This window comes from Streptomyces sp. SKN60 (assembly GCF_026236535.1).
GTDB lineage: Bacteria > Actinomycetota > Actinomycetes > Streptomycetales > Streptomycetaceae > Streptomyces.
This window is the reverse complement of the sequence record NZ_JAHTMW010000023.1, coordinates 46230-59036: the sequence shown is the minus strand read 5'-3', so window position 1 is coordinate 59036 and position 12807 is coordinate 46230. Positions and strand designations below refer to the sequence as shown.

At 71.7% G+C, this 12807-nt stretch carries 11 protein-coding genes and 2 pseudogenes; 6 read left to right on the top strand and 7 right to left on the bottom strand.

Annotated elements, in window-relative coordinates:
- Positions 1-21: 21 nt before the first annotated feature.
- Positions 22-879, bottom strand: a complete 858-nt coding sequence (locus KV205_RS30325; protein ID WP_265867954.1) for a phosphotransferase enzyme family protein — start codon at positions 877-879, stop codon at positions 22-24.
- A 98-nt stretch (positions 880-977) separates the two neighbouring features.
- On the opposite strand from KV205_RS30325, the pseudogene KV205_RS30320 reads away from it, so the two are divergent.
- A pseudogene (locus tag KV205_RS30320) lies at positions 978-1475 on the top strand (carbohydrate ABC transporter permease); the annotation flags it as partial.
- Between the two features lie 52 nt (positions 1476-1527).
- On the opposite strand, the gene KV205_RS30315 reads toward KV205_RS30320, so the two are convergent.
- Positions 1528-3057: a hypothetical protein gene (locus KV205_RS30315; RefSeq protein WP_265867953.1), complete on the bottom strand. Its 1530-nt coding sequence runs from the start codon at positions 3055-3057 to the stop codon at positions 1528-1530.
- 344 nt (positions 3058-3401) lie between these two features.
- Here KV205_RS30315 and KV205_RS30310 point away from each other — a divergent pair.
- The 5 genes and pseudogenes from KV205_RS30310 to KV205_RS30290 form a co-directional block, all read left to right on the top strand.
- Positions 3402-4277 (top strand): annotated as a pseudogene (locus KV205_RS30310) (extracellular solute-binding protein); the annotation flags it as partial.
- A gap of 234 nt (positions 4278-4511) precedes the next feature.
- Positions 4512-5723, top strand: coding sequence for a S8 family peptidase (locus tag KV205_RS30305; RefSeq protein WP_265867951.1), 1212 nt, complete (start codon positions 4512-4514; stop codon positions 5721-5723).
- Positions 5724-5793: 70 nt separating this feature from the next.
- Positions 5794-6360, top strand: a complete 567-nt coding sequence (locus tag KV205_RS30300; protein ID WP_265867950.1) for a DUF1697 domain-containing protein — start codon at positions 5794-5796, stop codon at positions 6358-6360.
- 88 nt (positions 6361-6448) lie between these two features.
- The gene (locus KV205_RS30295) at positions 6449-7066 is read left to right on the top strand and encodes a DsbA family protein (protein ID WP_265867949.1); all 618 of its coding nucleotides are present in this window, start codon (positions 6449-6451) and stop codon (positions 7064-7066) included.
- Positions 7067-7133: 67 nt separating this feature from the next.
- Positions 7134-7700 (top strand): TIGR03086 family metal-binding protein, encoded by a 567-nt coding sequence (locus KV205_RS30290; RefSeq protein WP_265867948.1) that lies wholly within the window; start codon positions 7134-7136, stop codon positions 7698-7700.
- Here KV205_RS30290 and KV205_RS30285 read toward each other — a convergent pair.
- The 5 genes from KV205_RS30285 to KV205_RS30265 all read right to left on the bottom strand — a co-directional run bounded on the left by KV205_RS30285 (position 7592) and on the right by KV205_RS30265 (position 12806).
- Positions 7592-8413: a sirohydrochlorin chelatase gene (locus KV205_RS30285; RefSeq protein WP_265867947.1), complete on the bottom strand. Its 822-nt coding sequence runs from the start codon at positions 8411-8413 to the stop codon at positions 7592-7594. The genes KV205_RS30290 and KV205_RS30285 overlap by 109 nt on opposite strands.
- A gap of 5 nt (positions 8414-8418) precedes the next feature.
- Positions 8419-9318, bottom strand: coding sequence for an ABC transporter permease (locus tag KV205_RS30280; protein ID WP_265867946.1), 900 nt, complete (start codon positions 9316-9318; stop codon positions 8419-8421).
- Entirely contained in the window at positions 9305-10102 is a 798-nt protein-coding gene (locus KV205_RS30275; protein ID WP_265867944.1) for an ABC transporter ATP-binding protein, read from the bottom strand. Before KV205_RS30275 ends, KV205_RS30280 begins: the two co-directional genes overlap by 14 nt.
- Positions 10103-10128: 26 nt before the next feature.
- Entirely contained in the window at positions 10129-11238 is a 1110-nt protein-coding gene (locus tag KV205_RS30270) for an aliphatic sulfonate ABC transporter substrate-binding protein (protein WP_265867943.1), read from the bottom strand.
- Between the two features lie 221 nt (positions 11239-11459).
- Positions 11460-12806 carry a sulfate adenylyltransferase subunit 1 gene (locus KV205_RS30265; RefSeq protein WP_265867942.1) on the bottom strand — a complete coding sequence of 449 codons (1347 nt, stop codon included), beginning with the start codon at positions 12804-12806 and terminating at the stop codon, positions 11460-11462.
- Position 12807: the final 1 nt, after the last annotated feature.

The window sequence follows — 12807 nt, the reverse complement described above, 5'->3', positions numbered from 1 at the left end:
GGGGTGAGGCGAAGGGGGACGTCAGAAGGGGTACCAGCGCACCTCGGGGTCGCCGTCCCGCAGCGAGGCCACCCGCCGCTCGAACTCGGCCAGCGCTTTCGGGTTCGTCGGCGCGTGCTGGGCCACCCAGGCGCAGCTCGCGGTCTCCCGCGCCCCGCGCAGCACCGCGCAGCCCTCCCACTCGCGCACGTCCCAGCCGTAGGCGGCGGTGAAGGCGTCGTAGGCGGCCGGGTCCAGGCCGTAGCGGTCCCGGGAGAGCGCGAGCACCACGAGGTCGTGCTCGCGCAGGTCGGAGGAGAAGGTCTCCAGGTCCACCAGGACCGGACCGTCCGGGCCGACGTGCACATTGCGGGGCAGCGCGTCGCCGTGGATCGGACCGGGCGTGAGGTGCGGGACGAGGGCGGCGGCGGTCGGGGCGAAGGCGTCCCGGCGCTCGCGCAGATAGGCGGCGTCGGCCGGGTCGATCGCGTCGCCCGCGAGCCGCAGCCAGCGCTCCACCCCGCCGAGCAGCTCGCGCCGCGGCAGGTCGAACCCGGCCGGCTCGGGCAGCGCGTGCACCGCCCGCAGCAGCGGCGCCAGATCGCGGGGCTCGCTGGGCCGCACGGCCTCCGGCAGCCGGTGCCAGACGGTCACCGGGTGGCCCTCGGCGAGCAGCGGCTCGGGCTCCGCGGCCCGTACGGCGGGAACGCCGGCCGATTCCAGCCAGCCGGCCAGGGCCAGCTCGCGCTCCGCGCGCGGCAGCAGCTCGGCGTCCCTGCCGACCTTCACCACCAGGTCGCCGAGCGCGAAGACCGCGTTCTCGCCGAGCGCGAGCAGGGTCGCGCCGGTCGCCCGCAGTCCCGCGGCGGCCAGGATCTCCCGGGCCTGCGCCTCGTCCATCGTTCTCTCCCCACAGCAGCTGCGCCGCACAGACGTGAATTCGCCAAAGTCTCGCATCCGTGCAGGTCACCTTGACGAACCGACGGCCCGTCACGACGATGACCGAGTCCCAGACAGGTCTTAGAGTGACAAACCGGGCACAGGGGGGTCGATCGGTGAGTGTGACGACCGCGCCGAAGCGGTCCGCGGCGCGCCGCACGGCACCGGCCCGGCCCCCGGGTCCCGGCCGTGACTTCGGGGTCTGGTTCCTCGTCCTGCCGGCCCTGCTGCCGATCCTGGTCCTCAGCGTCGGCCCGCTGCTCTACGGCATCGGGCTCGCCTTCACCGACGCCCAGTCCGGCCGCACCCAGGCCACCCGCTGGATCGGCACCCTCAACTTCCAGGACCTGCTGCACGACACCCTCTTCTGGGAGTCCTTCCACATCGGCCTGCTGTGGGCGGTGGGCGTCACCGTCCCCCAGTTCCTGCTCTCCCTCGGCCTCGCGCTGCTCCTGAACCAGGAGCTGAAGCTGCGCTGGCTGGCCAGGGCGCTGGCGATCGTTCCCTGGGCGATGCCCGAGGTCGTCGTCGGCATCATGTGGCGGCTCGTCTACAACCGTTCTTGGCGTTGTCGGCCAGCATTGGCCGAACTGTCGCATACCGGGCCGGTTATGGCCCGTGACCTCGCGAACGGTCTTCGAGGTCGGGGAACAGCGCGAGCTGGTCACCTGGGCACGGTCGAGTCTTGCCGCCTCCGTTTGGCGTGCTCGCTGTCCTGGGTGGGTTCGCGGTCCCACGCGCCCTGGGGATGAGTACGGCCTGGCCGGTAGCTCTCCGCGTCACGATCCGCTGGTCGTGGGCGGTCACACCTGGCCGACGCCGTGCTCGGTGCCCCAGGGCGCGTCGTGCGATGGCCACCGAGGCACCGTGGTGCCGGGTGACCGTGGTCTGCTGATTCTGCTGTTGGAGCGGGGTCTTCCAGTACCGCTCGCCCCAGACGCTCGTGTACGCCGGATCGATCGCGATCACGACCAGCCCGGCGTGGAAGGTCATCGAGCGCAGACGTTCCCGGAAGCGGGCGGTGGGGATACCGGCCACGGTGCGGCGGAACTTCCTTCCGCGCGCGCCGCGTCCCATGGTCTCGCGGCCGGTGGCGCGGGCGTCGTCGAAGCCGAGGTTCTCGATCGCGATGCCCGCGCAGTGGTGTTCATGGGCGATGGCGAGGAGCCGGCTGATCGCGGCGCGAAGGCGCCCGTCTCGCCGGCTCGTCGGTCCTTCGACGGTGATCGGTACGGTGATGGGTTCGCCGATGGGGTTGCCGTGCGGGTCGAGGACGTACGCGGCGAGGTGGTCGGCGTTGAGGTCGACGCCGAGGAGGCGTTCGCCGAAGGCCCGGATCTCCTCCGGGGCGGGTAGTACGGCCTTCTCGGCGGACCATGAGGCATCGAGGTACCAGCGGTCGCGCACCGGGTCGTGCACGATGTCGTAGCGCACGGCTCGGTTCGCGGTGACCCGGTCCAGCCACTCGTCCCGCCGGTGCGAGAATCCGACCGCGCCTGTGAGCCGGTAGCGGCCTCTGGGGGCGTTCGCCAGATGCCGCAGCGGCTCGGGCAGCACCAGCGACACCTCGCCCGTGTCCGGGGCGACGGTGATCGTGTAGTTGCCGTGCGGTGCACCGGACTCGCCGTCAGCGGTCAGGAACAGACGGGCAGCCTCCCACCGCTGCCGCCACTGCACCTCGGTGATCCCGGCGTCGGCGAGGTTGTGCCGCGCCTTGGCCAACCGCCTGCCACCCGCGACGATGCGCGGCCGACCAGCCTCGATACGGGCCTCGACCTGCGCGAGACGGGTCTTGAGCACCGCGAGACGGCGCTGCTTGGCCCAGCGTTCCGCTTGGTCGGCATAGCCCCGGACCTTGCCCTTGCGCTGCCCGCACGGCACCGCAAGCCGCGCCTCGATGGCGCGGACAGCCCGGCGGAGACAGGCCCGCTCGTCGGACAGGCAGCGCAGGGACAGCTGGTACTGGTCCTCCGACACGCGGGTCATTGCGCCCGCCCATCGCGACGACGACACGGCGGTGAGCAGCTTCTTCCGCTCCGCCCGCCGGTTCTCTGCGTGCTTCACCCGACCGATCCCGACGCGCATCGCGAGATCAGCTCGCTGACGACGGCCCAGGTGCTCACCGACCAGCTGCAGCACCCCCGCCTCACCTGGGGTGACACGCAGCCGGTCGCGGATACGAGCCCCGGTGGGCGCGGCAGCGGTGAACGGGGCCGCGATGGCCCGCAGCTCGCGCTTCCTGCCGCGTTTACGTGCCACTGGTCACCCCCACCCGACTCGCATCGAACCCAGTTGCCGCCTCCGATCGTGCGTGCCACACGGCACAAGATCCTGGAAACCGCCCCTGTTCACCCCATCGAGGGACACACCGGCCAACCACGACCAACAGGCACCCCAGCAGCCGCCAACCCGTACGCGAGCATTCTCAATGAGACCCTGCACCTCCCTCGGTCACGGTGACGGCCGCGCTTGACTTGGGCGGTGTCATGGCTAACCGGAAGCTCCTCACCGAGGCCGGGGTGCGCGTGCCGACCGCCGAACGGCCCTGGAGCTGGGCGGAGTTCCGGAGTGTCGCCAAGGACCTCACGAAGACGATGGGCGGAGGCGGCCGGGGCGGCGAGGGCGGCCGGTACGCGGTCGCCTGGCCGCTGAAGGAGCCGGTGTCCGTCTCGCTCAACCTGGGGCTCTCGGCCGGCGGGCGGCTCTTCCACCGGGGCGCCGACGACAAGGTGACCCTCCGCTTCGAGGACGCGGACGCGGTGGTGCCCGGCACCATCCGCGCCATGGTCGGCACCGACCGCACCGCCTCCCCGGCCACCGTCGGCAGCGGCGGCTCCGACACCCTGCCCGGCTTCTTCGGCGGCAGGTACGCGATGGTGCCGCTGGGCTTCTCGTACCGGCAGCAGATCGTCCAGTAGGCGCCCGAGGGCTTCGACTGGACCGTGCTCCCGGCACCCGCCGGGGCGGGCGGACTCGCCCAGGGCGTCAGCCCGCAGACCCTGTCCATCGCCGCCGACAGCCCGCACAAGAAGGAGGCCGCCGCCTTCCTGGAGTTCTTCCTCCAGCCGCGCAACACCGTGCGGCTCGCGCTCGGCGACTGGATGCTGCCGACCTCCACCACCGCGCTCGCCGATCCCGCCCTGCACACCCCGGAGTTCGGCTGGGACACCGGCGCGGCCGTCGCCCGCGCACTGCGCCCGGCGCCCGCGCAGTCGGTGCGCGGTTACCCGGAGTGGAAGGACAAGGTCGCCACCCCCGCCTTCCAGGAGTACTACAGCGGGGCCATCGGCGCCGAGGAGTTGAGGCGACGTCTGGTTACCGATGGAAACAGGGTGTTGGCCCGCTACCAGCGCGACTGATCGACCGTCCCACCCCTCGCGGATCGTCCGCCAGGTCGTCCAAGTTGCCCGAGTCAAGGGGGGAGTTGGGGAGATTCTCCACCCATCTCATTAAGAAGCCTTGTTGGATAAGTCACAGGTCCGAGAAGGGGTTGATTTGCACTCGTCAATGGGACAGGGTTTCGAACGAGCGACCGGAGAGTTTGCGTCCGATGGCTCAACCCCCCACAAATCCTGACGAGGAGACCCCTCTTCATGGCAATACACAAGCGTATCCGCCGGACCCGTTACATCGCCGTCACGACCGCGATCGCGGCCGTCGCCGGAGTCACCGTCCTCTACGGCCCGTTCGCCGGTGCGGCCCCCGCGCCCGCCGAAGGAACGGTCTACGGACTCGGTGTCGAAGGCGCCGTCGCCGGCAGCTACGTCGTGCTGCTCGACGAGAAGACCGACCAGGCCGGGAAGACCGACCTCGCGAAGGAGTACGGCGGCACCCTGCGGCGCAGCTACGACTCCTCCGTGAACGGCTTCTCGGTGAACGGACTCACGGAGACCGAGGCCAAGCGCCTGGCCGCCGACCCGTCCGTCGCCAAGGTGGTGCAGAACCGCACGTTCAGCATCAAGGAGACCCAGGAGAACCCGCCGTCGTGGGGCCTCGACCGGGTCGACCAGACCGAGACCGCCGGCGACGACAAGTACACGTACCCCGACAGCGCGGGCGAGGGCGTCACCGCGTACGTCATCGACACCGGCGTCCGCATCAGCCACCAGGACTTCGGCGGCCGGGCCTCCTACGGCTTCGACGCCGTGGAGAACGACGACGAGGCCCAGGACGGCAACGGCCACGGCACCCATGTCGCGGGCACCATCGCCGGCTCCTCCCACGGCATCGCCAAGAAGGCGAAGATCGTCGCCGTCCGCGTCCTCGACGACAACGGCTCCGGCACCACCGAGCAGGTCGTCGCCGGCATCGACTGGGTCACCAAGAACCACCAGGGCCCGTCCGTCGCCAACATGAGCCTCGGCGGCGGGGCCGACCCGGCCCTCGACGACGCGGTCAAGAACGCCATCGCCTCCGGCGTGACCTTCGGCGTCGCCGCCGGCAACGAGTCCTCCGACGCCGGCGAGGGCTCCCCGTCCCGCGTGCCGGAGGCGATCACCGTCGCCTCCTCCACCAAGGACGACGAGCAGTCCAGCTTCTCCAACTTCGGCTCGGTCGTGGACCTCTACGCCCCGGGCTCGGACATCACCTCCGCCTGGAACGACAGCGACACCGGGACCAAGACCATCTCCGGTACGTCGATGGCCACCCCGCACGTGGTCGGCGCCGCCGCCGTCTACCTGGCCGGCCACCCCGACGCCACCCCGGACCAGGTCGCCCAGGCCCTGGTCGGCGGAGCAACCCCCGACAAGATCGGCAACGCCTCGCCCGGCACCGCCAACAAGCTCCTGAAGATCGTCGAGTAACCCTCCCCGCACGACCGGCGACCGCCGTGCCCTCCCCCACGGGGCACGGCGGTCGCCCTATGGTGTGGCCATGACGAAGACCTACGCCCTGCTGCTGCGCGGCATCAACGTCGGAGGGCACCGCAAGGTCCCCATGGCGGAGCTGCGTTCCGTCCTCGAAGGCCTCGGCCACCGGGACGTGAAGACCTACCTGCAGAGCGGGAACGCGGTCTTCACCACCGCCGCCGACGCACCCGACACCACCGACGAGGCCGTCCGGGAGGCCGTCGAGGCCGCGATCGAGGAGCACTTCGGCTTCACCGTCGACTGCCTGGTCCGCGACCACGCCTACCTCGCCGCCGTCGCCGCCGACTGTCCGTACCCGGCCGAGGAGCTGGAGGGCAAGCAGCTGCACGCCTTCTACCTCTCCGAGCGGGTCGACGAGAAGCGCTTCGCGGGCATCGACCGGGAGTCCTTCCTGCCCGAGGCCTTCGCCCTCGGCGACCGCGTGCTCTATCTGTACGCCCCCGCCGGCCTCGGCACCTCCAAGCTCGGCGAGGCGCTGTCCCGGCCCGCCCTCTTCAAGGGCGTCACGGTCACCGCGCGGAACTGGAACACCGTGCGCAAGCTCGTCGAGATGACGGAGCACGAGGACTGACGAGCGATCCTGCGGGCCTGATTGGCCCAGCCCGGTGTGTCGTGATTGGCCCGCCCTGCCGGGCCATCCCGGTCCTAGGCTGGGGACCATGACGACGACCCGTACGACCACCGTGGACTTCTACTTCGACCCCGCCTGCCCCTTCGCCTGGATCACCTCCCGCTGGATCCTCGAAGTGGAGCGGCAGCGCGACATCGACGTCCGCTTCCACGTCATGAGCCTCTCCTTCCACAACGAGGGCAACGAACTGCCCGACTGGTACCGCACCCTCGTCGACGCCTCCATCGGCCCGGTCCGGGTCGCCGCCGCGGCCGCCGAGCAGCACGGCGAGGACATCCTGCGCCCGCTCTACACCGCGTACGGCACCCGCATCCACGAGCAGAAGAACGAGGACTTCGACGCCGTGATCGCCGAGTCGCTCGCCGAACTGGGCCTGCCCGCCGAACTCGCCGCCGCGGCCCACGACCCGGCGTGGGACCCGGCCGTCCGCCGCAGCCACGACGCCGGCAAGGACCCCGACGCCGACGCCTACGTCGGCACCCCCACCCTCCACGTCGACGGCACCGCCTGGTTCGGCCCGGTCCTGCGCGCCATCCCGCGCGGCGAGCGCGCCGCCGGACTCTTCGACGCCTTCCGCGTCCTCGCCGGCGACCCCGACCTCTTCGAGCTCAAGCGCACCCGCACCGGCGGCCTCGACTTCTCCTAGGCCCTGACACCGGTCGTGTCGCGAAACTTCAAGACCGGGGCACGGCGCACTCCCTAGCGTAGGGATCATGAACGCGATGCACCGACACCTCACCGCCTGCGCCGCCGAGTCCGCCCGGGTCACCCGCGGCGTCACCCCCGAACAGCTCGCCGCGCCCTCCCGCTGCACCGACTGGACCGTACGCGAACTCGCCAACCACCTCGTCCTCTACGGCGCCCACGGCCTGGAGCACCGCGCGCTGCGCACCGAGCTCCCCGAGGAGACCGTCCAGCGCGACTTCACCGCCGACGCCGACTGGGCCGAGCGGTACGCGGCGCAGCTCGACCGGGCGCTCGCCGCCTGGGCGAAGCCGGAGGCCTGGGAGGGGGAGATCGACCTCGGGGGCAGCGGCATGCCGGCCGGGGAGATCGCCGCCATGCTCGTGCTCGAACTCGCCCTGCACGGCTGGGACCTGGCCCACAGCACCGGGCAGGAGTACCAGGTGCCCGAGGAGACCGGGGCGTTCGTGCTCGAGGTCGTCGGGCGCTACGCGGAGATGTACCGGGAGTACGAGGGGTTCGACGCGCCCGCCGCCACGGAGGACGGCGCCCCGGCCTTCACCAGGGCCCTCGCGCTCAGCGGCCGCAAGGCCTGAGCCGCCGGCTCGTAGCGCTCCAGGAGCAGCCGGGCCAGCTCGGGGGAGGGGCCCAGGACGTCCGCGAGGAGCGCCCCGCCCTCGGCCGCGCCCGCCGCGATGCGGTCCGGGAGGCGGCCGGGGGCGATCACGTACGGGGCCACGGCCACCCGGCGAACGCCCGGCTCGGCGCGGAGCGCCCGTACCGCGTCCTCCGTCCGGGGAAGAGATGCGGAGGCGAACGCAGGCCGCACGGAGCACCAACCGGTGTTCCGCAGCTCCCGCGCCGTTTCTGCGATCACTGCGATCGCCTCCGGGTCGGTGGAGCCCGCCGAGGCCAGGACGACCCCGGTGGTGCTCTTGTCGGCGGGCGTCAGCCCCGCCTCGTACAGGCGCCGTTCCACCGTCGCGAGCAGCAGCGGGGACGGACCCAGGACCTCCGCCTGCCGGATCCGCAGCGAGGCCGGGGCCTGCCGCAGTACGGCCGGGATGTCGGCCTTCGCGTGGAAGGCACGGGTCAGCAGCAGCGGCAGCGCCACCACCTCCCGCACCCCCTCGGCGGCGAGCCGGTCGAGCACCCCCGTCACGGACGGCAGGTTGAAGTCCAGGAACGCCGTCTCCACGCGCAGCCCCGGCCGCAGCGCGGCGGCCCGGGCCACCAGGGCCTGGACGGTCGCCGCGTGCCGCGGGTCACGGCTGCCGTGCGCGATGACGAGGAGGACCGGGGCGCTCATCGGGATCAGGCCTTCACGAGCAGTCCGCGGCGGCGCAGCACGGTGCGCTCCAGCGGGCTGAAGATCAGCAGGTCGATGGCGACACCGACGAGCAGGATCAGGATGATCGCGAGGAAGATCCCCGGCATGTCGAAGTTGTTGCGGCCGTTCTCCAGGAGCTGGCCGAGGCCGAGGCCGAGGTCCGGCGAGGAGGCGATGATCTCCGCCGCCATCAGCGAGCGCCAGGAGAACGCCCAGCCCTGCTTCAGGCCCGCGAGGTAGCCGGGCAGCGCGGCCGGCATCACGATGTGCCAGGCGCCCTTGAGGCCGGTGGCGCCGAGCGTCCGCCCGGCCCGCAGGAACAGCGGCGGGACCTGGTCGACGCCGGCCACCAGGCCGTTGGCGATGGACGGCACCGCGCCGAGCAGGATGACCGCGAACATCATCGAGTCGTTGAGGCCCAGCCACAGCACCGCGGGCGCCACCCAGGCGACCGAGGGCAGCGACTGCAGACCGGACAGGATCGGGCCGATCGCGGTCCGGATCACCGTCACCCGGGCCACGATCAGCCCCAGCGGGGTGCCGATCGCGAGGGCGAGCAGGAAGCCGAGCAGCGCCCGGCACACGCTGGTCCAGAGCACGTCGAGCAGCGTGCCCTCCAGCCACATGGTCTTCAGGCTGTCCCACACGGCGCCCGGCGCGGGCAGCTTGCCCTCGTCGGTGACGTGCGCCGACACGAGCAGCTGCCACACCACCACGACCAGGACGATCGCGAGGACCGGCGGCAGGACCTTCTTCAGGAGGACCTCGCGCACCGGGGCCCGGCGCACCTGCACGCTGTCCAGGGCGTCGAGTCCGGCCTCCAGACCCGCGAGGTCGTCGGCCTTGGCGACCCCGGAGGCCGCGGTCGTCTCAGTGCTGGCCATGGCGGCGGATCTCCCCACGCAGTTGTTCGGTGATCTCGACGGACAGCTCCGCCACGGCGGCGTCCTCGATGCGGCGCGGCTGCGGGATGTCGATGGTCCACTCCCGGGCGATCCGGCCGGGGCGGGAGGAGAGCAGGACGACCCGCTCGGCGAGCCGCACGGCCTCGCGCACGTTGTGGGTGACGAAGAGGACGGACACGTTGGTCTCGCGCCAGATCCGGGTGAGCTCGTCGTGCAGCACGTCCCGGGTGATGGCGTCGAGCGCGGCGAACGGCTCGTCCATCAGGAGCAGGTCGCTGGCCTGGGCGAGGGCCCGGGCCATGGCGACGCGCTGCCGCATGCCGCCGGACAGTTCGTGCACCCGCTTGCCGTACGAGCCGCCGAGCCGGACCAGGTCCAGGAGCCGTTCGGCCTCGGTGCGGCGCTCGGCCTTCGGCACCCCGCGCAGCTTCAGGGCGAGTTCGATGTTCTTGCCCGCGGACAGCCACGGGAACAGGGCGTGCTCCTGGAACATCAGGGCCGGCCGGCCGCCCGGGGTGTCGATGGACCCCGCGGACGGCCGGTCGAGCCCGGCGACCAGGTTGAGCAGGGTGGACTTGCCGCAGCCCGAGGCCCCCAGGAGGGTGACGAACTCGCCGGGGGCGACATCGAGCGAGATGTCGTCGAGGACGAGCTGTCCGCCGGCGGGGCCGCCGAAGGACTTCGAGACGTGCTCGATGCGCGCGGCGTGACCGACCGCGGCGACGCGGTCCTCGGCCTTGGCGAGCGTGGTGGTCGTGGCCATGTTCGTCACCTCCAGTGGGGTTCGGGTTACTTCACGCCGAGACCGGCGTCGGACACCTCGGGCTTGCCCGCGGCCTTGAGCACCTTGTTCAGCGGCTTCAGGTCGTAGATCCCGGCCAGGTCGGGCTCCTTGAGGAGGCCGGCCTTCACCGCGTGGCCGGCCTGCGCCTGGAGCGTCGCGGCAAGTGGGTCGTCGATGAACTGGATGGACGGCCAGGCGCCGTCGATCACCTTCGCCCCGAGCGGCTTGCCGGACAGCTCCTTGAGCTTGGTGTTGGCCGAGGCCTTCGCCTGCTCCGAGTGGGCCTTGATCCACTCGTTGGTCTTCACCGAGCCCCGCAGGACCGCCTCGACCACGTCGGGGTGCTCCTTGAGGAACGTCTGCGACACGATGATGTTGGTGATGACGAACTGCTTGCCCGGCCACAGCTCGGACTCGTCGAGGAGGACCTTCGCGCCCTCGCTGACCAGCTTCGACGCGGTCGGCTCGGGCACCCAGGCGCCGTCGATGGAGCCGGACTTGTAGGCGTCGGGGGTGATCTTGTTGTCGGTGCGGAGCACCGACACGTCGCCCTTGCCGCTCTGGGCGTCGACCTTCCAGCCCTTCTCGGAGACCCAGTTGAGGAAGGCCACGTCCTGGGTGTTGCCGAGCTGCGGGGTCGCGATCCGCTTGCCCTTGACGTCGTCGAGGGTCTTGATCCTGTCCGGGTTGACCACCAGCTTCACCCCGCCCGAGGCCGAACCGCCCACGATGCGCAGGTTGTTGCCCTTGGACTTGGTGTAGCCGTTGATCGCGGGGGACGGGCCGATGAAGCCGATGTCGATCGAGCCGGCGTTGAGCGCCTCGATCTCGGAGGGGCCGGCGTTGAAGGTCGCCACCTTCAGCTGGGTGCCGCCCAGCTCCTTCTGGAAGATGCCTTCCTGGTCGCCCACCAGCGCGGTGGCGTGCGTCAGATTGGGGAAGTACCCGAGCCGTACGGCGTCGGCGGAGAGCTTCGCGCCCTCCGCGGCCACCTTCTTCTGGTCGTTCTTGGCCTGGGAGCCGTAGCCGCACGAGGCGAGCACCCCGATCAGCAGGGGGAGTGCGGCGGCCGCCGCGAGGCCGCGGCGCAGGGTGGTACGGGTGGTGGCAGGCACGGGAGTGGTTCCCCTCGATTCAGCTTCTGCGAAGTCTGCGTTTATGTCGCCGCCCGGGACCGAGCGGGAGGTGGTGCGGGTGGAGCGGCAGCGCGCCGCGACAGCGGCGCCCGGAGGTCAGCACGCACATCGCGCGACACCTCCCCGGCCCGCACCGAGGGCGCCGGAGCCCACCCGGCCGCCCTCCTTGGCGAAGGTGCCGTAGATGTCCTGACTCTTCATCAGAAGTCCCACCCCTCCTCGTCCTCCGCCGCGGCGGGGACGGCCTTGGCGGTCGCGAAGGACTCGCCCGCCATGCCGGCCGCCAGCGTGGTGCCGTCGGCCGGGTCGATCAGCAGGAAGGAACCGGTACGGCGCGAGTCGGCGTACGCGTCGAGCGCGAGCGGCTCGGCGGTGCGCACCTTGACCCGGCCGATGTCGTTGGCCACCAGCTGCCCCGGGTTCGGGTGCTGGGAGAGGTCGTCCAGGGTGAGCCGGGACGGGATCTCCTTGACGATGGCCTTGACGGTGCGGGTGGTGTGCTTGAGCAGCACCCGCTGGCCCACGGTGAGCGGCTGGTCCGCGACGTGGCAGACGGTCGCCTCGACGTCCTGGCTGGTGGCCGGCGCGTCCGCGACCGGCGCGAGCAGGTCGCCGCGGGAGATGTCGATGTCGTCGGCGAGCCGGATGGTGACCGACTGCGGCGCCCAGGCGATGTCCACGGACTCGCCCAGCGCGTCGATCCCGGTGATCGTCGACGTCTTCCCCGACGGCAGTACGGTGATCTGCTCGCCGACCCGGAAGGCGCCGGCCGCGATCTGGCCCGCGTAACCCCGGTAGTCGGGGTGCTCGGCGGTCTGCGGGCGGATCACGTACTGCACCGGGAAGCGGGCGTGGCAGGCCGTCAGGTCGTGGCTGACCGGCACCGTCTCCAGGTGCTCCAGGACCGTCGGGCCGCCGTACCAGTCCATGTTGGCGGACGGCTCCACGACGTTGTCTCCGGCGAGCGCGGAGATCGGGATCGCGGTGATCTCCGGGACGCCCAGCTCGGAGGCGTAGGTCGTGAACTCCTCGGCGATGGCGGCGAAGACGGGCTCGGCGTAGTCGACGAGGTCCATCTTGTTCACGGCGAGCACCACGTGCGGGACGCGCAGCAGCGCGGCGACGGCGGCGTGCCGGCGGGTCTGCTCGACGACGCCGTTGCGGGCGTCGACCAGGACCACGGCCAGCTCGGCGGTGGAGGCGCCGGTGACCATGTTCCGGGTGTACTGCACGTGCCCGGGGGTGTCGGCGAGGATGAACCGGCGGCGCGGGGTCGCGAAGTAGCGGTAGGCCACGTCGATGGTGATGCCCTGCTCGCGCTCGGCCCGCAGGCCGTCGGTGAGCAGCGCCAGGTCCGGGGCCTCCTGGCCGCGGGACCGGGAGGCGTGCTCGACGGCCTCCAGCTGGTCGGCGAGGACCGACTTGGAGTCGTGCAGGAGCCGGCCCACCAGGGTGGACTTGCCGTCGTCGACGGAACCGGCGGTGGCGAAGCGCAGCAGCGTGGTGGCCGCCAGCTCGGCGGGCTGCTGCTCGGTGGAGGTCGTCATG